Annotated in this window: 19 protein-coding genes; 1 reads left to right on the top strand and 18 read right to left on the bottom strand. The window is 37.1% G+C overall.

Annotation, left to right across the window (positions count from 1 at the left end; translation table 11 throughout):
• The 11 genes from IGI68_RS05415 to arfA form a co-directional block, all read right to left on the bottom strand.
• On the bottom strand, positions 1-870 hold the full coding sequence (locus IGI68_RS05415) for a carbohydrate ABC transporter permease (RefSeq protein ID WP_245785373.1): 870 nt from the start codon (positions 868-870) through the stop codon (positions 1-3).
• A gap of 14 nt (positions 871-884) precedes the next feature.
• Positions 885-1766: a carbohydrate ABC transporter permease gene (locus tag IGI68_RS05410; protein WP_071874654.1), complete on the bottom strand. Its 882-nt coding sequence runs from the start codon at positions 1764-1766 to the stop codon at positions 885-887.
• Position 1767: 1 nt separating this feature from the next.
• Positions 1768-4764 (bottom strand): extracellular solute-binding protein, encoded by a 2997-nt coding sequence (locus IGI68_RS05405; RefSeq protein ID WP_438731131.1) that lies wholly within the window; start codon positions 4762-4764, stop codon positions 1768-1770.
• Between the two features lie 400 nt (positions 4765-5164).
• Positions 5165-6607: an alpha-N-arabinofuranosidase gene (locus IGI68_RS05400; RefSeq protein ID WP_438733223.1), complete on the bottom strand. Its 1443-nt coding sequence runs from the start codon at positions 6605-6607 to the stop codon at positions 5165-5167.
• Positions 6608-6615: 8 nt separating this feature from the next.
• Positions 6616-8211, bottom strand: a complete 1596-nt coding sequence (locus IGI68_RS05395) for a glycoside hydrolase family 43 protein (RefSeq protein WP_438731128.1) — start codon at positions 8209-8211, stop codon at positions 6616-6618.
• A gap of 24 nt (positions 8212-8235) precedes the next feature.
• On the bottom strand, positions 8236-9180 hold the full coding sequence (locus IGI68_RS05390) for a glycoside hydrolase family 43 protein (protein WP_438731125.1): 945 nt from the start codon (positions 9178-9180) through the stop codon (positions 8236-8238).
• Positions 9181-9198: 18 nt separating this feature from the next.
• Positions 9199-9600 carry a hypothetical protein gene (locus IGI68_RS05385; protein ID WP_071874658.1) on the bottom strand — a complete coding sequence of 134 codons (402 nt, stop codon included), beginning with the start codon at positions 9598-9600 and terminating at the stop codon, positions 9199-9201.
• Between the two features lie 6 nt (positions 9601-9606).
• On the bottom strand, positions 9607-10452 hold the full coding sequence (locus tag IGI68_RS05380) for a carbohydrate ABC transporter permease (protein ID WP_071874659.1): 846 nt from the start codon (positions 10450-10452) through the stop codon (positions 9607-9609).
• 11 nt (positions 10453-10463) lie between these two features.
• Positions 10464-11342 (bottom strand): carbohydrate ABC transporter permease, encoded by an 879-nt coding sequence (locus IGI68_RS05375; protein WP_438731121.1) that lies wholly within the window; start codon positions 11340-11342, stop codon positions 10464-10466.
• 65 nt (positions 11343-11407) lie between these two features.
• Positions 11408-12640, bottom strand: a complete 1233-nt coding sequence (locus tag IGI68_RS05370) for an extracellular solute-binding protein (protein WP_071874661.1) — start codon at positions 12638-12640, stop codon at positions 11408-11410.
• 13 nt (positions 12641-12653) lie between these two features.
• Complete coding sequence (gene arfA, locus IGI68_RS05365) at positions 12654-14153, bottom strand: arabinosylfuranosidase ArfA (RefSeq protein WP_373705979.1); 1500 nt, start codon at positions 14151-14153, stop codon at positions 12654-12656.
• A gap of 198 nt (positions 14154-14351) precedes the next feature.
• Here arfA and IGI68_RS05360 point away from each other — a divergent pair, with 198 nt between their 5' ends.
• Positions 14352-15245 carry an ArsR/SmtB family transcription factor gene (locus tag IGI68_RS05360; protein WP_071874663.1) on the top strand — a complete coding sequence of 298 codons (894 nt, stop codon included), beginning with the start codon at positions 14352-14354 and terminating at the stop codon, positions 15243-15245.
• Positions 15246-15301: 56 nt separating this feature from the next.
• Here IGI68_RS05360 and IGI68_RS05355 read toward each other — a convergent pair whose 3' ends face one another.
• From IGI68_RS05355 to IGI68_RS05325, 7 genes are all read right to left on the bottom strand, one after another.
• Positions 15302-16351, bottom strand: coding sequence for an aldose epimerase family protein (locus IGI68_RS05355; RefSeq protein ID WP_438731116.1), 1050 nt, complete (start codon positions 16349-16351; stop codon positions 15302-15304).
• A 63-nt stretch (positions 16352-16414) separates the two neighbouring features.
• Positions 16415-17842 (bottom strand): L-arabinose isomerase, encoded by a 1428-nt coding sequence (gene araA / locus IGI68_RS05350; protein ID WP_438731113.1) that lies wholly within the window; start codon positions 17840-17842, stop codon positions 16415-16417.
• Between the two features lie 22 nt (positions 17843-17864).
• Complete coding sequence (locus IGI68_RS05345; RefSeq protein ID WP_438731110.1) at positions 17865-18560, bottom strand: L-ribulose-5-phosphate 4-epimerase; 696 nt, start codon at positions 18558-18560, stop codon at positions 17865-17867.
• 19 nt (positions 18561-18579) lie between these two features.
• Positions 18580-20163, bottom strand: a complete 1584-nt coding sequence (locus tag IGI68_RS05340; RefSeq protein WP_438733221.1) for a xylulokinase — start codon at positions 20161-20163, stop codon at positions 18580-18582.
• A gap of 27 nt (positions 20164-20190) precedes the next feature.
• Positions 20191-21258: a GntR family transcriptional regulator gene (locus IGI68_RS05335; protein WP_438731106.1), complete on the bottom strand. Its 1068-nt coding sequence runs from the start codon at positions 21256-21258 to the stop codon at positions 20191-20193.
• A gap of 301 nt (positions 21259-21559) precedes the next feature.
• The gene (locus IGI68_RS05330; RefSeq protein ID WP_438733219.1) at positions 21560-22471 is read right to left on the bottom strand and encodes a DUF6933 domain-containing protein; all 912 of its coding nucleotides are present in this window, start codon (positions 22469-22471) and stop codon (positions 21560-21562) included.
• A 212-nt stretch (positions 22472-22683) separates the two neighbouring features.
• Entirely contained in the window at positions 22684-24459 is a 1776-nt protein-coding gene (locus tag IGI68_RS05325; RefSeq protein WP_438731103.1) for a glycoside hydrolase family 35 protein, read from the bottom strand.
• Between the last annotated feature and the right edge of the window lie 162 nt (positions 24460-24621).

Here is a 24621-nt window from a genome sequence, read left to right as displayed (position 1 = left end):
CTATTTCAGACCTGAATGAGACATTGTATTCATTACACTACTTTGTAAAATAATAAATAAAATTAGATTTGGTAAAAACATAATGAGAGAAGCTGCTGCGGCAATTCCCTGCCCGACTACGTTATTGGTTTGAGAGGCAAATGTGTTTAAATAAAACGCTAATGTTCTCAGGGAATCAGTCGTCATAAATAATTGTGACGTTTCAATATTATTCCAGACTGCCTGAAAAATAAGTAATGCTGCCGTTGCGATTGCAGGCTTTGTCAAAGGTAAAATTATTTTTATAAAAATCGTAAATTGGGAGGCCCCATCCACCACTGCTGCTTCAATCAGTTCTGTTGGAATTTGATCAATAAATTGTTTAATTAAGAATAATCCGACTGGCATCGCAATAAGTGGTAACATATGTCCTAAATAATTATTTTCTAAGTTCATAAAGTTAATAACTAAATAACGAGGAATCATCACAGCTGTCGGAACAAACATTAATGCCGCATTGTTAATTTCCATTCCTACATATTTCCCTTTAAAATCCATTTTAGAAAGGGCAAAAGCAGCTAACGCTGAGATAAACACGGACACAACTACCACAACAGCCGTCACTATAACGGAATTGAATATATATCTAGAAAGCGGAATATTGGATAGTTCCGCTGCTTTGAACAAGTTATTAAAGTTTTCCAAACTTGGACGCTGAACAAAGAATCTAGGAGGAAAGGCAAATAATTCTTCCATTGGTTTAAAAGCATGATTAAAAATAAAAATAATAGGCAATAACATAAATGCAATAAAAGGAGCTAAAATAATATAAAATTTAATTTGACTCTTTTCAAATTTTTTTGGATTGATTCCACTTCTTCTAACAGACACTATAGTGCTCCTTTCTATGCAAATAATTTTTTAGCAAATATTGAAAACACATAAATCATCAATAATAAAACAACTGATATCGCTGCGGCATAGCCCATTTCATACCTTAAAAATCCGTAATCATCAATATGGTTAACAATTAACTGTCCGGCATAGGAACTAGTAACGGGATTTGCACCTGTTAATTGTGTACCGATTAACCCGTTAGAAAAAGCGTTTACAATCGCCATAACAGCACCAAATAACATTTGAGGTTTCATCGATGGAATCGTAATGTAAATTAATTCTTGAAATCGATTTGTTACACCATCAATTGCTGCTGCTTCATAAAGTTCTTCATCGCCATTTAAAACACCTGCCATCATTGCTAAAAATCCAACTCCCATACTTCCCCATAGACCAATTAAAATCATAATTGGCAATATTAGATTCGAGTCAACTGTCCAAATAATGGGTGTATCGATAATCCCCCATCGCATCAAGATACTATTAATATATCCGGACGAATTTCCACTAAATAATATTCTCCAAACAACTGTCATAGCAACTCCCGATGTCATTGACGGGGAATAGAAAATCAGTGCTAAAATAGTTCGTGGAATTTTTGGTAACTGTGCTAATACCCAAGCTAAGAGGAATCCTAAGATATATCCCCCTGGACCCACAATAACTGCGAAAGCAATCGTATTCGGCAAGACATACTGCATAAATATTTCATCTTGCGTCAACAAGTTAATATAGTTTAAGAACCCTACAAATTCCGGTCGTTGGATTGTATTGAAGTTTGTAAATGATAAACCAATCGCAATTACTACAGGAATAATGATAAATACTAAGAAAATCAAAGCATAGGGTAATAAAAATAAATAAGGTGTTCGTTTACTGTTATTTTTCAAATTACTCCTGTTCCTTTCTTTCTACAGGCATTGGATATTGCTGAATTAATTCACCATCGTAATAATATCCAAATTCTTCTAATTTTCTGAGTGTTTCACGATTAATCCGTTTGGTAGATAAGTCGATTGCTTTTCTCAAATTTTTGCCATCTACTACAACAGAATTATAGACATTGCTTATTTCGCGTTCTACCATGTATGTTCCTAAAACTCTAGGAACCTCGTTAATCCATTGTGATTGCTGTAAAATAACATCCTTATCTGTTGTCGGCCACGGTAGATCTTGAAACGCTTCTAAGTTAGCTGTATTCCACATATATTCCTTGCCATAAACAGTCTGTAGTCCCGTTCCAAAATCTTTTTGAGTATCACTTTGAAGCCACCAATTCATAAATTCCCATGAATTTTCTTTATTCTCTGAGCTTTCAAACATAATCGAACTCTCTGCACCTCCGGATGACCATCTTTCAACTGTACCCTCTTGATTTTCATATCCTGGCATCAAAGCAATATCCCAAACATTACTTATTTCAGGTGCTGCATTTAAAATTAAATTATAATTCCCAAAATCGGCAATTCCAATTGGGGTCGAGCCATCTCTGAATTGTTGATAAAAACTAGGAACATCTTTTGGCATATTATATATTGTAAATAGATTCGTTAATTGTCGTAATCCCTCAACTGTATTATCCTGATTCACTCCTGATTTGAGAATATCATCTGTATAGAATTCACCATCATTTTGATAAACAATCGGCATCGTCCAAGGGAATATTTTAAATGATGTTCCTAATGTAGCAGTAGGATAAAAGGCACTCATTCCTCGTTGGTTCAAAGCAGGTAACATTTCAATTAATTCATTCATCGTGTCTGGAACTTCTAAATTGAGCGATTCTAAAATATCCGATCGATAAAACAGGACATAAAAATTCATTGTTTCTGGAATTGCATAAACTTTCTCACCAATGGTTGAAGGTGTTAATAATTTCGAAGGATATTGTTCAATTAATTCATCGAATCCTTCAAAATCAGATAAATCAACTAGTGCATCTCGTATTCCCATGTCAAATGGCATCGCATAATTCACACCTAGTGCAACATCTGGCGCATTACCTGAGGCATTTGATAAAATTAACTTATTCGCATCCGGCATAATCGATAAATCTACTTTTATGCCTGTTTTTTCTGTAAAATCTTGATCAATCATTCTCTGCATTAACTCGACATATTGGCGAGGTCGGTTCACCCAAACTTGAACGCTCTCATCTTCCTTTTCAACGTTAACAGCATATGCTTGCTCGTTAAAAGAATTTGTAAATCTTCTAACAGAATTAATCGCTTTCAAAAAAACATTAGGTTTCTTAAGTGTCAGACTATCTTGATAAAATATGATTTGATCGATTGATAAATTATTTCGATTTGACTCTTGTAAGAGTGTAGCTAAATTCGCTGCTGCTGATCCACTATCTTTTGACAATTCATTTGTTCTATTCGCTAGTCTCCGTGGATCATTTAATAGCGATTCTAGTTGCTTTCTGACCGTTACGATTTGTGTAAATGCACCTGGCGTTTTATCAACTTGAGCAAGTGCTTGTATTTGTTTTTCAAAATCCTCTAATTCGATTATCCAGGATTCTAATTGACTCATTGTTCCTGGAAGATATTCTTCTAGATTAATATCTCTATTCTTGTCCACGCTACTTCCTAGTAAATTATCAATACTCAAGGATAATGACTGTAGTTCTTTAATTATTTCTGCAATTCTACTTAATATTTCACCTGTTGGACTTGTAGTGATTTCTAAACTTAATTTCTGTGTCCCTTTTTCTAAATAAATTGCAACATTTTGATCTGTTTCTTTCTTTTTGAATGTATAGGATGAAAAAGAAGAGGTATACGGAATAGGTTGTGATAAAAAGCTTTCAGATGGAATTTCATCGTTTACTTCAATATTTAAAAATACTGGGAAATCGATTTTTGTATCTTGCCGATAATTCAAAGCGATATAATAATACCCATCTTCTGGAATGTCTACCTCATATGTTACTTGATCGCCGATATTCGAAAACGACATACCATCCAAAAAATTCATTACTCTTTTACGAGAATCATACGGTGTTAGATAATCATCGAATGCACCATTTGGTCGTATGGAAGATGAATTTTGCGTTACATTTTTTTCGCCTTCTACCGTAATTTGATGGTTTCCAGTGGGTTCTTCTGTAAGATCTTTTGATAAATTCAATCGGTTGATATCTTTTTTTGCACTTAATTCAATCGACTCTAAGCTCAGTTCACCTTCAATACTTGATAATTCCAATTCATTACTGCCCTGTTCAAACCAAACTGCTAAAGGGAAATCGCTATAGCCATTGATGTCTGATAAATAAGTAAATTGAGTTTCATTTAATGGATCTACCTCAGGAGACATTTCATTTCCATATCTATCGGTACTCAATATTTCTTCAGGAATCCATGTATTCTTAAATTGTAAGTTCTTCATTTCTTGGTACTGTGATTTCCCGTTTATTTTTAGCTCTACTTGAGTCGGTAATATACTTTCTGTTTGAATCGAGTAATGAAAGCCTAAAAAATACAATCCTGCTGAGGGAACATTCACTGAAATTGATTTTTTGGTTCCTGGGCTGATCACCATCTCACTTTTAATGGTCAATTTCTCTCCATCGAAATAGTTGGCTTCTTTATTCTTCTCGCTAAAAGATTTATAATTCTCTACTTGCGTATCATCCGCATAACCATTTACATTTCCATAGTAAAATATACAGAATGTTAAAAAAAACATACATAAAAATTGCAGAAGTTTTTCTTCTTTGCTATTTTTCAAAAATAATCCCCCTTCATCATTTATCGTGTTGTTAATTAATAATAAATAAAAACGCTTAACTAGTCTCTTTAAATAAATATTACACTTTAAATAAAGCGCTGTCAACAATATTATTGCTAATTTATAAGGCGTTATAACTTTTGATATTAACATAAATGTTAATATCAAAAGTTTGAGAAATTAATGCTTATCAGCAATACTTCTATAATAATCCTATACACAAAAAATATTATCGTTAAAAGTATATAGACTATCTCCAATCATTAATATAGATTTATCTTCTGGCATATATCTTCCTGATAACTAGAGCGTGACTTGGATAAAAAGCGCCTATTTTTATCTTAGTAAATTGACATTAGCAAGTATGAACACTATCTATTCATCATTTTATTCAAAAGAAAATGATCTTTCATAATAGTTAAATAACCTAAATCAGTGTCAAAATAACATTTGCGGATAGTAACGATAGCACTTGATTTGACAAAACACAAATAAAAATGGAGATTCAATTGACTCATGTATCAATTGAATCTCCATTGAGAAGTATTAAAATTTAGATTTCTAAAGTTAACGTTGTCACAGACATCGCTGGCACTGTCATGTTCACTTTATTTTCTTTGATTTCATAATTCGTGAATGCAAGTAAGCGAATTCTTTCTGTTTGATCAAAATCATTATGATCATCCATTTTCTCACCCGCAATATAATTTGCTTCTTGAAATTGAGGTACAGCATCTAAAGTAAAGGTCAAATCTTCTGAAGAAGTCAACGAATAATTACAAATCGAGATGGTTAATTGATTCTCTTTTTTAGAAACAGTATACGAAACCGTATCATTCTTATCTCCATAACTATCAATCAATTCACCGTCTTGATGTTTTTTGTATAATTCAAAAACGTAATAACTCGGCGTTTTCACCATTTTTTCGCCTTCTGTCAGTATCATTGATTGGAGTACATTTACTGTTTGTGCAATATTCGCCATATAAACGCGTTCGGCATGTTTATGGAAGATATTCAGCGTAATCGCTGCTACCATCGCATCACGAATCGTATTTTGTTGATATAAAAATCCTGGATTTGTTCCCGGCTCAACTGCTAACCAAGATCCCCACTCATCTACGATTAAACCTACTCGCTTCTCAGGATCGTATTTATCCATAATCGTTGAATGTTTAGCAATCAGTTCGTCCATTTTATAAGCACTCGAAATTAAACTCCACCAATGTTCTTCTTTAAAGTTCAATGCAGGGCCCTTATCTTCCCAGGCACCTGTTAAGGCATAATGATGCAAGCTGATTCCATCCATCCATGGACCGGCAATCTTCATCACTTCCTCCATCCAATGGTAATCATCGATGTTAGGACCACACGCAATTTTATAGATTCTATCCGAGCCATATTGACGGACATATGTCTGATAACGACGATATAAGTCTGCATAGTACTCAGGACGCATGTTTCCTCCACAACCCCATGATTCATTGCCGACACCGAAAAATTTCACTTTCCAAGAGTCTTCACGGCCGTTAGCTTTTCGTAACGCAGACATCGGGGATTCGCCATCCATTGTCATATACTCGACCCATTCTTGCATCTCCTGAACCGTACCACTTCCAACATTTCCATTAATATAGGCTTCACAACCTAATTGTTTCGTAAGCTCGAAAAATTCATGCGTCCCAAAGTGATTGTTCTCTGTGACACCACCCCAGTGAGTATTCACAATTTTTTTACGATTTTCTTTTGGACCAATGCCATCTTTCCAATGATATTCATCAGCGAAGCATCCTCCTGGCCAACGTAAAACAGGGATATCAATATTTTTTAGCGCTTCTACGACATCGATTCGCATCCCATTTACATTCGGAATACTCGATTCCTCCCCGACGTATAAACCTTCATAGATACAACGTCCCAAATGCTCGGCAAAATGCCCGTAAATGTATTTACTAATTGTGGGACCATTTTTGTTATTTAACACTTGAATATTCATTTTTTTCCTCATTTCTTTACTCCCCAAATCGTTTGATTATTATCACCAATCGCTGAGAAGACAATTTTTTTCGTTTGTTCTTTCGTTTCATCTTGTTGCATGACGATTACCCCTTCGTAATGAACATCTTCTATCACGAATGAAATAAAGGAAGATTGTGCCTCTTTATCCCACGTTCCACTGACATCTCCCGTAATGGTTTTATCTGCTCTTAATTCAACATTCGATAACGGGAGTACTTTCGGATCATTTGTGGTCCCGTGATTGATAAATTCGTAACTTCCAATGATATCTTTATCTCCTACCTCACTGACGAAATACTCATTATTTACATACTCAAAAGGTAAAGTAGTCGGCCATCCATTACGATTCATCATCATTGGATGCACGCGTACTTCATGGGACTCTCCACCGGTAAATCGCGTATGATAAACTAACATCCATTGCCCATCTTCCGTGATGATTGCGGAGTTGTGACCACTCGATTTATATGCTTTATTCATATTTGAAAATTGATAATTCCCCATTATTTTGACACCATATTGACTGTTTTGATCCGTACTACTAAATACCGGGACCTGATTTTTCATATCGACATACGGACCATCTGGGTTATCTGATTTGAATAAGCGCATGTTGTAGCCACCACTGGAATGTAGTTGACCATAAGTAACAAATAAATAGTAAGATTGTGTTTCTTGATCATAAATAATATAAGGGCCTTCTCCAGATTGATGATAGCCGCCAATTAATTTGGTACCAAAATAACGGTCGACAATCAATCCTTGATTTTCACTATCGACACCTGGATACATTGGGATACCCGTCTTTTCATCAATCGGTAAGATATACATCCCGCCAGACCAAGAACCGTAAACCATCCAAAGTTTCTCATTTTCATCATAAAACAACGTCGGATCAATTGCATTGGGTGCATAATCCGTATTGTATTCGGTCCCACTATTTAAAACCCAATTAGAACTGAATTCATCAATCACACCCGTTGAAATTAATTTTTTTAAATGGGTATTTTTATAATGTGTATTCCGATCACTACCATCTGTGGAATCTACTTGCGTAAAACCAGAATAGACAACGGTATCTTGATACGTATAAGGTCCTTCAATTGTTTTAGATACGGCAAACCCAATATTAGAACGGCGCCAAGTCGAAGTAGCACTGTAATAATACATATAGGCGCCCTTATCACCATTTTTCCATTTATAATTAGGATTCCAGATTACATCTGGCGCCCAGATAGAATAACCGCCAGCGGAATCAGCATCATCTTTACCCGCCCATTCAAAAGCTTCTCTTAAATTTTTATCAATGTCCCCCAAAATAATATTATTATCGAGATCTTCATATTCTGTTTGAAAGGGAACTTCCCAATTCACCAAATCTTTTGATTTCGCTTGAGCTAAATGACTTCCAAAAATATAAAATACTTCTTCCCCATCTTCTGTCACCGAAGTAATAGAAGGATCGTGAACAGAAACGCGAGGCATTTCAATGGTATCCCAATCTTTGGATTCTATTGTTTCTTGACAGCTAGATAACAACAATAATACGGGTAAAAGAAACATGATACGAAATTTTTTCATTGATTTCTCCTATTCATGAGTCGCTTAGTTTGCTACTGGTTCACCGAATACTGGAAACCCATTCTCATCCCATTCAAATGCTTGAATACGTGCATGACGATTGGGATTATCAAGTGGATCGCCCACTTTATTTTTTTCAGGGCGCGCATGATAGACAATTAAATCTGTTGTGCCATCTTCACTCACAGTAAACGAATTATGTCCTGGACCGTATTGTTGATTTTTTTCTGAACTCACAAAGACCGGCTCTTTTGACTTGTGCCATGAGAAGCCATTTAATAAGTCTGCGTCTGCATCAGCCCAAAGCAACCCAATCGCATAGTTTTCGTCGGTCGCACTGCCGGAATACGTAATAAAGACTTTGTTATTGCGAATAATGACAGCCGGTGCTTCATTCACTTCAAATCCAATTTTTTCCCAATCATACTCAGGAATAGATAATAGGATTTGTTTATTTTCCAACGTCCAAGGATTTTTCATTCTAGCAAGATATAAATTAGAGTTCCCTTGGATTCGCGGATCTTGTTGCGCCCAAACATAAAAAAGTTCTCCTTTGTGTTCAAAAACCGTTGCATCTAAACTAAAACTTTCAAATAAAGTTTTGACTTGACCTTTTTCTACCCAATCATCATTCATTGGATTTTCATGACTATTCTCGAGAACGAACATACGGTGATGATTCCTTTGATTCCGTTCACTTTCATGATTACTCGCCGAAAAATAAATATACCATTTCCCGCGAATATAATGAATTTCTGGTGCCCAAATTAAACTACTCAATTCACCTTTATCATGTGCTTGCCAAACTGTTAGTAGTTCTCCGTCTTTTAATTCATTAATAGTTTTTGCACGTCTAAGCTCGATACTTTGATAGCCAGGTACCGAAGCTGTAAAGTAATAGTATCCATCTGTATGCTTATAGATCCAAGGATCTGCTCTTTCTGTCATAATTGGATTATTATATTTCATGTTCCATATCCTCTTTTCTTAATTTGTTGCTACTTTGTAAGCTCGATTACGGGCGCTATATAAAGTAATTGTTACAATATAAAGTAATACTCCAATTACATCAAACGATAAAAATTGGATCAACAAACAAATCAACAACCAAATAAATGTTTTTTTATTATACCTTTCTCTTTCTAGTTGTTTCGTAATAAATAAATTTATAATACCCATCGTTAAAATTAATAGGCCATAAACCATAATAATGTTTATCAAACTATCGAGTAAACTTGTCGAAATATAATTGACTTGATTGGCTTCTTCGAAAGCAGTAATCCCTTCATTTTTAAACCAATTAGAATAGCCAACAATCGTTAATGTAGCTGTAATGATATTCCACAGTGCAGCCAAAAATAAGGTGATGCGTTCGATTCTACGTTTCATATCAATTTATCCTTTCACACCCGAGTTTAAATTCATCGATTGCACAAAATACTTTTGAGCAAATAAAAAGAGTAGCATCGTTGGAATAATTGCAAGAAAGGCAGATCCCATTAATTGACCAATCATACGATAGTTACCGTAAATATCTTGTAATAATAACAATCCTGCCGTGATAGGCATTTTTTCGACATCACTGTACACAATTACAGGCCATAAAAAATCATTCCATGATCCTGTAAAGGAAAAGAGTGCTGCTACAATCAAGACAGGCTTAATCATCGGTACAATAATTCTTGAATAAATGACAAAATCACTTGCCCCATCAATACGAGCTGACTCGTCAAACTCTTTTGGGATTCCTTTCATAAATTGTCGAACTAAAAAGATGTTTCCCATACCTGCTAAGCCAGGAATAATCATTGCAAGTGGTGAATTTACCCAACCAAAAGACTCAATAATTTTGTAAGATGGGATTAAATTCACAACCCCTGGAAACATTGAAATTCCCATTAAGATAAAAAACAGTGTATCACGGTGTTTAAATTTCATTCTAGAATAACCATATGCTGTGACAGATACAACAATGACGACTAAAAATGTGTGCGTAGTTGCAATAAATAGAGAATTCCATAACCATCTCATTATTGGAGCTGTCGAAGTATTATTCAAAATAGCAATATAATTTTCTAATATCCAATCAACTGGTAGCATTCGAAATCCTGCAGAAACGATTTCTGTCTGAGAACGAAACGAGGTCATAAAACCAAAAAATAGCGGGATTGTCCATATGAGGCATAAAATTATTAGAAAAACATATGCAATCCATTTAGAGATCGTACTTTCTTTAGACATATATTTTCCTCCTAATTTGCATTTTTGTTCATTAAATAATACTGTGCTGCAGAAATGACCAATATAACTAAACCTAATAATACGGCCATCGCTGAAGCCATACCGGCAATAGATTCCCCACTTCCGAAAGCTAGGGTTCTAATATACATCATTAAAACATGCGTGCTTTGTTTTGGACCACCTTTGGTCATCATGAGTGGTTGAGCGAATACATTAAATGCACCTGCTGTTGACATCACTAAAGTATAAATTAAAGGAAAGCGAATCGACGGGAGCGTAATATAAAAGAATTTTTTTGACGAACTTGCACCGTCTATTTCAGCAGATTCATAGAGATCCGCTGAAATACCAGCAATTGCCGCACGATAAATAATCATATTCCCACCAACACCACCCCAGATACTAATGATCACAATCAGCATCCATGCATAGGGTTGTTGCGCAGCCCACGATATATCTAGACCAAATACATTATTCGGAATTCCTAACTTCGAATGAAATAGTAAAGACCAAATCAACGCTGCTGCTGAAATAGAAATCAAACCTGGGACATATAAAATTCCTTGAAAGACGTTTTTAAAGCGGACTTTCTTATTTTCAAGCGCAACTGCGATTAATAGCGGAATAATAATAATTAGTGGAACAACAATTAAGACATAGATCAGCGTATTCTTTAGGCCATTATGAAATTGAAAATAAAATGTCGATGATTTATCAAACAATAATGTTTTGTAATTATCTAATCCTACCCATTGAGGTTCATTAACAAGATTCCATTTTGTAAATGAAGCATAAATCCCATAGATAGTTGGTACAGTGATAAATGTCATAAACAGCAGTAGATGTGGACCTATATACATTAATGGACCTAATTTCAATTTTTTTGTCATGTTTTCCCCCCTATAGTGCCGCACGAATCATAATATGCGGCACTTATCTGGTTATTTAGTCACTCTTATTGATTTTCAGCAATCTTATCTTCGACAAATTTTTGCATTGTTGCTAATCCTTCATCCATATCTAATTCACCATATACGATATCAAAACAATAGGTGTTGATTGCTTCTTCGACATATGGATAATACTCGTATGTAAAGATATGTAAAGATTCGATTTGTTCTTCACTTGATGTAAAGAATGATTGTTTAAACTCTTGGAATTCCGGACTCTCAACAACCTCTGTACTTGCAACAATTTGTCCAGCTTTTGCCCACTCAATTGAATTTTGACGAATATATTCTAAGAAATCAGCAATACCCGCTTCTTTTTCATCTGTTCGTTCTTCGTTATTTAACATAGAGAATAAATGAGAAGATGCACGATTCGTAAAAACATCTGGTGTATTTGAATAAATATTTGTTACACCAAAATTTAATCCGTCTACACCAGCATGCGCTGTAGAAGACCAAGTACCATCAGTTGAGAACAATACATTACCCGATTGGAACATTAAATAGCCATCTTCTCCATTTGGTGTCATTAATCCTTGATCTGCCACTTCCTTCAGTGAGCTTAAGGCTTGTTTCATCTCAGGTGTATTGACAGTTGGTTCACCATTAGATTGAATATCGCCACCCAAATTAATAATTTGAGCTAGAATCGTCCACGAAAGTAACGCATTATTTACTACGAAGTCTCCTTCATCTAGCTTTCCTTTTAAAGATAACATCTCATCAAAAGTAACAACATCATCGTCTAACATACTCATCGCATCGTATTTTTCTAATAAATCGATGTTATAATACATTGCGCTAGAATGGATATCTAGAGGAACCGTGTATTGCGTTCCATCAACTGTTCCTGCTGACCATGCTTGAGGCAAGTAATTATCAGCATTAATTTCAGGTTTTGCTGAAATCACTTCTTCAATCGGTTCTAACATATCTGATTTCACAAAGCCAGGTACACGGTCGGCATGGATGAGTGTCAAGTCAGGTACATCTTTTTTCGAACTCATTACCGTATAAATTTTAGTGTACATATCAGAAGTAATGACTGATTTTACTGGATATTCTGGTTCTGTTGCATTATATTCCTTTACCATATTATCCATATATGCGCCATCATCCCCCGTTAGAGGATTCCAAAAAACAATCGTATTTGGATCTTCTTTCTCACCACAACCAGCTAATGTTAGACTTGCAAATAACGCTACTGTACTTAAACCAACTATTTTTCTTAATTTCATTTTTTACACACTCCTAATTTTTTATCGTACATCGGATCATATTCCATGATAGCGGTGTCAATTTAACGAGTAATTGTTGTCCATTTAGTTCATAGGCATTTGACTGTTTTGGTGAGACAGATTGATTCCCTTGAGTATTTTCTTGCTTAATATCAAAACCTGAAAGTTCAGAAAACTCCGTAACTCCTGTGATGTCTATCCCATTTGTTTGAATAGTAAAATCCATTTCTTCTTCTCCACGATTAACAGCAAAGATAACTAATTCGCTCGCTTCTTCGTTAATGACAGAGATACTTTCTAAGTATGGAACCTGTTCAAAATCTTCTGTTGCATATGTTTCGGATTCAATAATAGGTCGAAGAACTTGTCCTCTACCATAATTGGATACTTGAGCAAAGGGATAAAAAATCGTCTGCTTCCACGCTTCCCCTTTTTCATCCGTCATGATCGGAGCAATCACATTTACTAATTGGGCTAAACAAGCGATTTTCACACGGTCAGCATGTTTTAGTAAGGTAATTAATAAACAACCTAGCAAAAGTGCATCTTCAAAATTATACACATCTTCCAATAAAGGTGGCGCAATTTGCCATGGCTTTATTTTTTGATCTTGTTCATTGGAGTGGTACCAAATATTCCATTCATCAAAAGACAAATTGATGGTTTTTTTACTATGTTTTTTTGCTTTAATTGCGTCACATATCGCCACAACACCATTAATAAATTCGTCCATATCAAGGGATCGTGCTAAATAGTATTTTAAATCGTTCTTATGATTGCCATAATATTGATGTAACGATAAGTAATCAATTTGTTCATAGGCATGATCCAGTACCGTTAATTCCCAATCACCAAACGTCGGCATATGACTATGAGAACTTCCACATAGAACTAATTCAATCGATTCATCGACTAGTTTCATCGCTTTGGCTGTTTCTTCTGCTAAACGACCATATTCATCCGCCGTTTTATGACCAATTTGCCATGGACCATCCATTTCATTGCCTAAACACCATGTTTTAATCTCAAAAGGCTTTTCTTGTCCATTTTCTTTCCGCAAGTCACTCCAATAAGTCCCACCTTCAAAGTTACAATACTCCACTAAATTCCTCGCTGCATCAATTCCTCTCGTTCCTAGATTCACAGCCATGTTGATTTCGGTTTGTGTTTCTTCCGCCCACTTGGCAAATTCGTGTAGGCCAACTTCATTTGGTTCAATTGTCCGCCAAGCTAAATCAAGTTTTTTGGGACGTTTCTCTACTGGTCCAATGCCATCTTCCCAATTATAGCCCGATAAAAAGTTCCCTCCAGGATAGCGAACAAGTGGTACATTTAGCTCTTTTACAAGTTTCATCACATCTTGACGAAATCCTGCTTCATTAGCCGTAGGGTGATTAGGTTGATAAATCCCACCATAAACCGCTCTTCCCATGTGTTCAACAAAAGAACCATACAACCTTGGATCAACTTCCGAAATTCGACTAACGTTTTCAATAATCAACTTAGATTTCATAGCGACCTCCTTATGTTTATGTGTTAATTATATTACCTATAGGAAGCGTTGTCAATAACACTATGGTTAATTATTTTTGAATTTAATATAGAATATATTAGCAATATGGTTAATCTTTGGTAACTTGATAAATTTTACTAGCACAACATTAATGTTTATGTTAATATTGATTTATCAAATGAATAAGAAGGTGATTATATGCAATTACATATTAACGATGAAGCACTTCCTGTGTATGAAGCATTAGCTAGTTCCGTTAGAATTAAAATTATTCAACTCCTTTCTAAAAATAAAATGAATGTAAAAGAACTGGCGGCTGCATTAGGTTTGAGTAGTCCTATTACAACGATGCATATTTCTAAACTAGAAAAAGCGAATATTATTAAAACTGAAAAAGTTGGTCAACAAAGAATTTCGAGTCTTAGAGTAGATAAAATCGAAATCAACTTCCCTGAAAAAATATTTAATGCTTTTGACACGAAAGAGAGTACGATCCCGATTGGTCACTATACTAAATTTTCAGTGGAACCCACTTGTGGACTGGCTACTGCGCAAAATTTCATTGGAAAAGTTGATGAACCAAAGTATTTCATGGATTCAGATCGTATGAACGCTCAGATTCTCTGGTTCACTAAAGGTTTTGTCGAATATCAAACACCAAACTTTTTAACGGAATCGGAAACATTAGAAATGATGGAAATTTCTTTAGAGATTTCATCTGAGTTTCCATTCGCGAATGATAATTGGCCCTCTGATATTTCTTTTTATCTGAACGGATTAGAAGTTGGTACCTGGACAAGTCCTGGAGATTTCGCGGATATAAGAGGGAAATTCACACCGGATTGGTATCCGGATAATCAAAATCAATACGGTCTATTAAAAACGATTCGTATTATGCATCATGGGACATATATGGACGGGGAACCGATGTCCGAATTTACAATCGATGATTTAAATAAAACAAATGCGGATTTATGGACGCTGAAAATCGAAGTAAAAGACGATGCCGAAAACATTGGTGGATGTACCCTTTTTGGTAGACAGTTTGGAAACTACGATCAAGATATCAAGATCAAATCTTATTATAGTTAACATCAACAAAAAAGTAGCGCTAGAAGAGAGAATCTTTAGTGCTACTTTTTATTTATTTACGCGTCAAAGCAATAGCGTGTCTCATAAACAGTTTGCACGTTTTCTTCTATATACGGTGATTTAAAATTCACTTGATTAACTGCATCAGGGAAAAATTGTGTTTCTAAGCAAAGACCACTATATTTTTGATAGTTCACACCATTTTTACCCGCTTCTTGCTCAATAAAATTACCTGTATATAATTGTACGCCCGGAAGGTTCGTATACCCTTTTAGTGAAATTCCCGTTTGATCGCCGATTAAATGAACGAAGGCTTCTGTTTCCTGTTTCGTCTCATCAAGGACGTAATTGTGATCATAACCGCCCGTCAATTGTAATTGCTCAACTATTTGATTGATATCTCTTCCAATTTTCTTGGATTGTTTGAAATCCATTGGCGTATTTGCCACAGGAAGTACTTCTCCTGTTGGAATTGATTTTGAGTCTTTTACTGGCGTGTAATAAGAACAATCTAATTGTAGCGAATGCTCTAAAATTGTCCCATTCGCATGGCCATTCAAATTAAAATAAGTATGGTTGGTCGGATTAAAGACTGTTTTCTTATCGGATTCTCCTGTATAAGAAATAATTAGTTCGTTTAAATCCGTCAACTGATAACTGACTTCCAGAGATAAGTTTCCAGGAAACCCTTGATCGCCGTCCGGACTAAAGAGTAAAAAGACGATTTTCTGATTCAATTCATCGACTTCTTTCACTAACCAAGGACGAGTATGATAGCCTGAAAAGCCCCCATGCAATTGATTCTCTCCTTCATTTTGATCGACCTGATAGACTTGTCCATCAATTTCAAACTTCCCTTGATCGATACGGTTGGCATTTCGTCCAATCGTCGCACCAAAGTAAACATTGTTATTATTCTCATACTGTGCTAATTGATCATAACCTAATACGACGTCTACTAATTGACCATCTTTACCAGGCACCCATAAGTGGGTTAGGATTGCACCAAAATCACTAACGGTCATTTTCATGCCATTTTTATTTTCAAGCGTATACAGATAGACCGTTTTTCCACCGCTCGTAACACCAAATAGTTCTTTCTTCATTACAAAAACCTCCCGCTTTTTTAAAAAACAGCCAAGCATCCTTTCGCTCGGCTGTTTAGCTGTTTACTTAATAGTTACATATTCTAAATTAACTAATTTTGCCCATGTTTCAATTTGATCTACTGTTAAATTCAAGGATAGAACAGTATGATGTCCACCGCCCGTTTCAATCCAAGACTTCACGCCTTGATGGAAATCTGGTTTTGGCGTCCACATGACACGCGCAACTGGTAACTTCGGAGCTTCTTCCTCTGGTTCAAACGCCTCCACTTCATTAATTAATAATTTATAATTGGTTCCAAAATCAGCCATCGATACAACAACGCCAGTCCCTGCTTTGCCATCAAATACTAAACGAGCCGGATCTGCTTTGTCCCCAATGGAAAGTGGTGAAACAACAATTTTAGGTTTATTCGCGGCTAAACTTGGATCAACTTCTAACATATGTGACTGTAAAATCGCTTCTTTCCCTGGCGTTAATTCATACGTGTAGTCTTCCATAAAACCAGTATTTTGATTTTTCGCCATAATTTTCATCATGCGATCAATCGCAGCTGTTTTCCAATCACCTTCCCCAGCAAAACCGTACCCTTCTGCCATTAAACGTTGCACCGCGAGTCCTGGAAGTTGGTCCATACCATATAAATCTTCAAAATTCGACGTAAAGGCTGTGTAACCGCCTGCTTCTAAGAAACGACGAATCCCAATTTCTTGACGCGCTTGCACTTTCACGTGTTTTTCCCAAGTTGCTTGTTCATAATCTCCATAATCAAAATCGTATAACGTTTGATACTCCTCAAATAGTGCGTTTACTTCGTCCTCATCTACGGCGTCAATGACTTTTACTAAATCCCCAATCCCGTAATAATCGACTACCCAACCAAATTGAATTTGCGCTTCCACTTTATCGCCTTCAGTAACAGCGACGTGGCGCATATTATCTCCTAAACGAGCGACTTTGATGTTAAAACTTTCTGTATACCCCACTGCTACATCCATCCAAGCAGAGATTTGTGTTTGAACAGCCTCATTTTCCCAATACCCAACGACAACTTTATTTTGCTTATTCAAGCGAGCGTTAATAAAGCCATATTCTCGGTCTCCGTGTGCTGCCTGATTCAAATTCATGAAATCCATATCAATCGTTGCCCATGGAATTTTTTCATTGTATTGTGTCGCTAAATGCAATAATGGTTTTTGTAGTAATTTCGTTCCACGAATCCACATTTTTGCTGGTGAGAAAGTATGCATCCAAGTAATCACTCCCGCTACTTCATCGCGGTAATTGGCTTCTTTCATAATCTGCGTAATCTTATCTGCCGAAACAGCCAGTTCTTCTTGTAACACAATTGGGTAGGATAACTTCCCACTACCATTCAAGCTATCGACCATTTCTTGCGCGTGGTTTTTTACTTCAGCCAACGCTTCTTCTCCATACAAATGTTGTGAACCAACGACAAACCAAAATTCTTTTTTACCGATTTCTAACATATTTTTTTCTCCTCTATCACATTTATTTTTGGCCATAATAGGCATTTTCACCATGTTTACGTAAATAATGTTTATCTAAAATCGCTTGGGGTAATTCTTCTGCAAAACTATTTAGTTGGCGGGTAAATAAGTTCATTTTTGCGACTTCTTCCAATACAACAGCATTCATTACCGCTGAATCGGCATCTTTTCCCCAGGTAAAGGGTGCGTGTCCGTGCAATAAGACGCCTGGTACTTCTAACGGTTTAATCCCTCTCTCTTCAAAAGTTGCGACAATCAATTTACCTGTTTCTTCTTCGTAGCCACGATCAATTTCTTCTTGCTTCAAAAAGCGTGTACAAGGAACAGCACCATAAAAAGTATCCGCATGAGTTGTTCCCATCGCTGGTACATCTAGTCCTGCTTGAGCCCAAATGGTCGCCCAAGTCGAATGAGTATGGACAATACCGCCAATCGTTAAGAAGTTTTTATACAAAACAGCATGAGTGGGCATATCCGACGAGGGATTCAATTCGCCTTCTACAACATTTCCATCTAAATCACAGACGACCATATCTTGTGCACGCATGACTTGATAGTCTACCCCACTAGGCTTGATGACAAATAGATTTGACTCCCGATCAATCGCGGAGACATTTCCCCATGTATACTTAATTAATCCTTGGCGAGGCAATTCCAAATTGGCTTGAAACACTTCTTCTTTTAGTTTTTCTAACAAATGATCTCCTTCTTTCTAATTAGTTAAAATACTCAATTGCGGCTGCTTCAATCGCTAACCCAGCTTCATAACGTGCCATGAATTTCTTGAAACCAAGCACCTCTTCTTCTTTCGCTGTTAACGTCACGCCTTCTGTTGCAACAAATACATGATTTTCTAAAAACGAATCGAGTGTTTCATCCTGAGCTTCTCGAATGAGGTAACTTGCTAAAATGGCAATTCCCCAAGCGCCGCCCTCACCCGCTGTTTCCATTACGGTTACCGGCGCATCCATCACTGCCGATAAGATTGTTTGACCGACTTCCGGTGTTTTAAAGATGCCACCATGGCCCACAATCCGATTAATCTGTACCGCTTCTTTTTCTAAGATTTCCATGCCAATTTTCATCGCGCCAAATGCACTGTACAAGTGCATTCTGATGAAGTTCGCAAGCGTAAACGAACTCTCTGGTGAACGGACAAACAGCGGCCGTCCTTCTGACATTTTTGTAATATTCTCTCCAGAGTGGTACCCGTAAGATAATAATCCACCTCCGTCAGTATCCGCTTTCAATGAATGGTTAAATAATTGACTAAATAGTTCATCCATCGTCATCGATGATCCCGTTAGATCCGCCACTTCTTTAAAAAGCTTCATCCAAGAATTAATCTCTGACGTACAGTTATTCGTATGAACCATCGCGACTAAATCACCTGAAGGCGTCGTCACTAAATCAATTTCGGGATACACTTGGCTTAACTCTTTTTCTAAAACAATCATGGCAAAAGCAGAGGTTCCCGCAGAAACGTTCCCTGTCTGAGGTGCGACACTATTAGTTGCGACCATTCCCGTTCCGGCATCGCCTTCAGGAGGGCATAACGGGACGCCTGCTTTCAAAGTTCCAGAAGGGTCGAGTAATTTGACACCTTCTTCCGTTAAGCATCCCGCATTTTCTCCTGCAAGTAATATGTTCGGTAAAAGATCTTGCAGTTTCCAAGAGAACTGATTCTTTTGAATAATCTGATTGAACTGAGTAATCATGGTTTCATCATATGTTTTCTTCGTAATATCAATTGGGAACATCCCTGAGGCATCCCCTATCCCTAAGACTTTTTCGCCCGTAAGTTTCCAATGAATGTAACCCGCTAAGGTTGTAAAAAAGGAAATCCTTGCCACGTGTTCTTCTTGATTTAAAATGGCCTGATATAAATGGGCGATACTCCAGCGTTGCGGAATATTATAAGCAAATAAGTCCGTTAATTGTTCTTCCGCCTCACCTGTAATCGCATTGCGCCATGTTCGAAAAGGAACCAGTAATTCATCTTCCTCATCGAAAGCTAAATAACCATGCATCATCGCTGAAATTCCAATTGAGCCAATTTTCTCTAATGGAATCCCAAATTTTTGCATAACTTCCTGTGACATCTGGCGATAACTTGCTTGTAGTCCTTCCCAAACCGTCTCTAATGAATACGTCCAAATACCATCAATCAATTGGTTTTCCCATTCAAAACTACCTGTTGCAATTGTTTGAAAATGCGGATCAATCAATACAGCTTTAATACGTGTCGATCCTAACTCAATCCCTAAACTCGTCTTTCCATCTTGAATAGCCTGCTTCATTTCAATCACTATGATGATTCCTCCTTTTTATAATGCACGAACAGATTGTCCTTCTATTAAGACTGGTTTGAAATAATAATTGGTGATAGCTTCATGTTGAATATCATTCAGAATGTATGTTGCTGCCAACTCGCCCATTGCCTCTTTTGGATGTGAGAGTGTCGTCAGTGTGATGTTTCCTGTAATGCGAAGATTGGAATCATCGTTTCCGATAATCGAAAAATCATTTGGGACGGACAAGCCTTTTTCGGAAAGTCCTTTAATTAAATGGCTTGCAATTTCATCATTGTACGCAACGATACCCGTTATATCCGTATTTCCTTGTGTTAAACAAACGAGTAGTTCCTCGATAACACTCTCTTTTGTTTCAGTCGTATAGGTCACAATATCAGCTGGACGAAATTGTAATTTCGCCTCTTCAATTGCACGGATAAATCCTTTCATCCGGTACTTGCCTTGTAAGTCATCAATTTTAGTGACTAACAGTAATTGCTGATGCCCTTTTTCAATCAAATGATTGGTTGCTAAATAACCTGATTGGGTATCATCGACACAAATATGTTGGACGTCAAGTTCCTCGTATAACGCATTAATCATGAGATAAGGAATCCCTTTTTCTTTTAAGTCAACATAATAGGATAGATTCGGATTATATTGATTACTTTTTGTTGGTTCAATGATTAAACCATCTACTCCTTGCTCCATCATTTGTTGGAGGCATTCTCGTTCCTTTTCATGATTGTTATTTGTCGTTCCGAGCAATAACGCATAACCTTGTGCACTCAGCTCTTTTTCAATCCCCCGAATAATCGACGGGAAAATATAATCAGATAAATACGTCATAATGACACCGATTGTTTTTTTGCGAACAGGTACCGCTATTTCTTTTTTCGCAACATACGTTCCAGAACCTTTTTCCGTTCGAAGCAGTCCTTCATTTACTAAGACACTAATCGCTTGACGAACGGTATGTCGACTAAATCCATAAGTTTCTTGTAATGTGTTTTCCGAAGGGATTAACTCCCCTTCCTTATAATTCATCTTTTCAATTTCCAACCGCAACTTGTCTGCTAGTTGTATGTATTTTGGTTTCATATTTCATTTAACCTCCAAGTTGTACGTACATATAATATAGGACATCTCTTTCTTTTTGTCAACGTTTTCATAAAAATTCTTGCATTCGTCACTCATCCTTCCACCAAGCAAACCACAGCCCAATCATCGTGATCACAACACCAAAGACTAGCAAAACACTCTCCTTCATCTTGTACACTCACTTTCTTTTTGTTTAATCCTAATGCGTCTGACACGTCCGAGCATTTTCATTCCTTTTAATGAAAAAATCGTACTCGTTCACCCAGAGACTTTCTAGGAACGAATACGATTTTTTGTGATGTTACCAAAAATCCGAAAAATCTTCTTTTAATTCTAAACTAAAGACACCAAATTCTACGCCATGCGTGATTTCTTCTTTTACTTCTTTTAACTCTTTTGGACTGATGACGTTCGCTGCTGCTAAAAATTCATATAACTTCTTAAGCGAGGCGCCCATCCGTTTGATTTCTGCTTCACTGACCCCTAAAATTTTCCGCGGACAAAAATCACTGATAAACTCATTCGCATCGCTTAAATCAGTCACCACTGTGCGAATGCCAGAATAGACAAGAAATCCGTTCATATAAAAGGCCGCATTCGAGCGATGGCGTTGAACGACTTTTTTACTCAGCCCTAGACCGTCGCTCAAATAGTGACTAAAAGCTTCTAGCACTTGTTCATTATTCTCGACGACTTGCTGACTAATATCTTCATATCCAGTAAACCAGTCTTCTTCTTTTTCATATTTCTTCCAAGTAGAAAAAGGTTGCCAAGTCACCTCCACTTGAATTTCTTCTTTTTTCTTAGGCTCAGGTAAGAGGCTTTCATCCACTGGCAAACATACTAATGGTTGGGTAAAGGCTTCTTTTAAGGCTAATTCTGAAAAACGGAGTGGTAAACTTTGGACAGGGGTCTCTGCCAACCATTTCATCAGCGATTTTTGAATTTGCTGGGTGACATCAATCGGAACTATCGTCGCCATTTGGATAAACATCGTCGTGACACTGGTTACTTGCCGGTTGAATCCGCCATTAACTTCTATTTTGCCTGCAAGTGCCAGATAACGCTGAATCTCATCCTCCGAGATCCCTCCAAGTTTGAATGCCGCTTGAATACCTGCAACAATCGCTTCGGCTAACATCGCTTTATTTTTCGCATTCACATCATATATGACGACGGGTGTAAGCGTCAAATCATTGACTAAGACTAAGATTTTTTTCGATTGACATTAAAGTAGTTCGCATGCCAAGAAAAGAAGGGATTCGTTAACGAAAAGGCTTTAGCCTGACGAGCATCTTGTGCCTTTGGAATCGCTGAAAAAAGTGGTTATATTTTCTTTGTTGGATTAATAATCATCGCGTACTCATTCCTAACCTTATTTTTTTCATCATACCTTATCTTAGTTGAAAAATAAATACGTATTCGTTATAACTCCCCCATGATTTTCGGTTCTGCCACAAAGGTTAAGGATGTTACTTCGACCCCTTCTGTTTCAAAAACAGTGATCACATTTTTTCCTTTTTGTAATAAATCGTAAGGAATGTATAACGTATAGTACGGGCCAATCTCCCAGTATCGTCCAACATTGAAGCCATTTACAAAGACGCAGCCCTTACCTAAGTCACGCATATCTAAAAATGTATCTTGCGGTTCTTCTGTTATTTCCCATTCAAATTGATAAAACGCCGGCGTCTTCTCGTGCCATTTTTTTGAAAAATCAATGCCTGTATCCGTTTCTAGCGGCAGGGAGTAATGGTTGATTTGTGGTAAAAAGAAGTTCTCTTGTCGAATCCCACCACGAATCCCTTTTGATTGGCGCGCAGAGGTTAAATACAACCCGTAGTTCGTCCGTCCTTGATTTTCCACCAGCACGCGAATTTGGTCTGTAGTAGCAAGATTTGGAATCATAAAGCGCTCGCCAATTTCCTCGTTCATCTGAGTCGTGATAAGCTGGTTGTTATGAAAGACTTGGACGCGATCATTGGCCTCGACAATTTCAAAGTGATAATCCCCTGCAATCAATGGTTGCGTCGTTTCATAGAGAATATAACCATGATTTTGCCCGAGTGCTTCCATCGGTTTCGTGACATCATGCACTTCCGAAGTCGCCACGGTCGCTACTGTTTCAAATAACGATACTTTACGTTGACAATCAATTGCGCCATAAGAGGTCGTTTTGGAAATAATTGGTTCGGGGAAGATTTTGTCTGGATAGAAATCCTGAATGACTTCACGAAAGGCGTAATACTTCTCGGTTGGATTCCCGTATTCATTTAACGGTGCATCGTAGTCATAAGAAGTGACTTGCGGCTTGTAGCCATCTTCACGCGATTCATTTGCCCCATTCCAAAAGGCAAAATTAGTCCCCCCGTGGAACATATAGAAATTTACACTACCGAGTTCTAGAATTTCTCGTAAAGCCGTAGCTGTTTCTGCCGGATCACGACGAATCACCGGCTCTCCCCAATTGCTAAACCAACCATCCCAAAACTCCATACACATCAGCGGTTTCTTTTGATTGTACTTTTCCATTATACGAGCCAACGCGGCAAAATTCGATTGCGCTCCAGAACCAAAATTGGCCGTCGGAAGTACATCCTCAGCCATCATCGATCCTGCTTCTAATAGCGGATCCCAGCCACCATCGGACGTGAATAACGGAACTTCTATCCCATACTTGATTAAGATTTCCCGGTTGAGACGTAAATACTCTTGATCACTGGCATAAGAACCATATTCATTTTCGACTTGAACCATAATGACATTCCCGCCACGGGTGCATTGATATGGTGCAATTCGAGGAACTAACTCTTTGTAATAACGATCGACTGCCGCCAGATATACGGGGTCTTGACTCCGAACACGAGTACACGAAGTCAGTAACCACGCAGGGAGACCCCCAAAGTCCCACTCCGCACAAATATATGGTGATGGACGTAAGATAACGGCTAGCTCCATTTCACTGGCCATCTCGATAAATTTCGGTAAATTAGCAATCCCCTCAAAATGAAATACGCCTGGTTTTGGTTCATGTAAATTCCACGGTACATATGTTTCGACTGTATTGGCGCCCATCGCTTTTAAATTATGCAAGCTTTGCGCCCATTTTCCGGGTGTTACTCGGTAGTAGTGGATGGCTCCTGAGATAATCTTCTCCGCTTTCCCATCAAAATAAAATGCCTCTTTGATTTCAAATTTCATTGTTTTCCCTCACTTTATTATTTAATTGGTGTTCAAAACCTATTAAGATAAATCGCTTTCATTTTTATAAATGACTTTGACACTTATTTTATTGGTATATACTATTTCAAAAGTATAACGGGTATCTTAAAAGGATACAAGGTATTTTGTGAGACCGTTCAT

Source organism: Enterococcus sp. DIV1314a (assembly GCF_051713805.1).
Classification (GTDB): domain Bacteria; phylum Bacillota; class Bacilli; order Lactobacillales; family Enterococcaceae; genus Enterococcus_I; species Enterococcus_I aquimarinus.
This window is presented reverse-complemented; position numbering and strand designations above follow the sequence as displayed.

Coding starts and splice junctions, on each gene's coding strand:
- araA (WP_438731113.1), bottom strand. CDS start 17,842: ATGTTAGAAATCGGTAAAAAAGAATTTTGGTTTGTCGTTGGTTCACAA.
- IGI68_RS05375 (WP_438731121.1), bottom strand. CDS start 11,342: ATGACAAAAAAATTGAAATTAGGTCCATTAATGTATATAGGTCCACAT.
- IGI68_RS05395 (WP_438731128.1), bottom strand. CDS start 8,211: ATGAAAAAATTTCGTATCATGTTTCTTTTACCCGTATTATTGTTGTTA.
- IGI68_RS05405 (WP_438731131.1), bottom strand. CDS start 4,764: ATGTTAATATCAAAAGTTATAACGCCTTATAAATTAGCAATAATATTG.
- IGI68_RS05325 (WP_438731103.1), bottom strand. CDS start 24,459: ATGAAATTTGAAATCAAAGAGGCATTTTATTTTGATGGGAAAGCGGAG.
- IGI68_RS05385 (WP_071874658.1), bottom strand. CDS start 9,600: ATGAAACGTAGAATCGAACGCATCACCTTATTTTTGGCTGCACTGTGG.
- IGI68_RS05335 (WP_438731106.1), bottom strand. CDS start 21,258: ATGAAACCAAAATACATACAACTAGCAGACAAGTTGCGGTTGGAAATT.
- arfA (WP_373705979.1), bottom strand. CDS start 14,153: ATGAAATCTAAGTTGATTATTGAAAACGTTAGTCGAATTTCGGAAGTT.
- IGI68_RS05360 (WP_071874663.1), top strand. CDS start 14,352: ATGCAATTACATATTAACGATGAAGCACTTCCTGTGTATGAAGCATTA.
- IGI68_RS05355 (WP_438731116.1), bottom strand. CDS start 16,351: ATGAAGAAAGAACTATTTGGTGTTACGAGCGGTGGAAAAACGGTCTAT.
- IGI68_RS05390 (WP_438731125.1), bottom strand. CDS start 9,180: ATGAAATATAATAATCCAATTATGACAGAAAGAGCAGATCCTTGGATC.
- IGI68_RS05340 (WP_438733221.1), bottom strand. CDS start 20,163: ATGAAGCAGGCTATTCAAGATGGAAAGACGAGTTTAGGGATTGAGTTA.
- IGI68_RS05380 (WP_071874659.1), bottom strand. CDS start 10,452: ATGTCTAAAGAAAGTACGATCTCTAAATGGATTGCATATGTTTTTCTA.
- IGI68_RS05370 (WP_071874661.1), bottom strand. CDS start 12,640: ATGAAATTAAGAAAAATAGTTGGTTTAAGTACAGTAGCGTTATTTGCA.
- IGI68_RS05400 (WP_438733223.1), bottom strand. CDS start 6,607: ATGAATATTCAAGTGTTAAATAACAAAAATGGTCCCACAATTAGTAAA.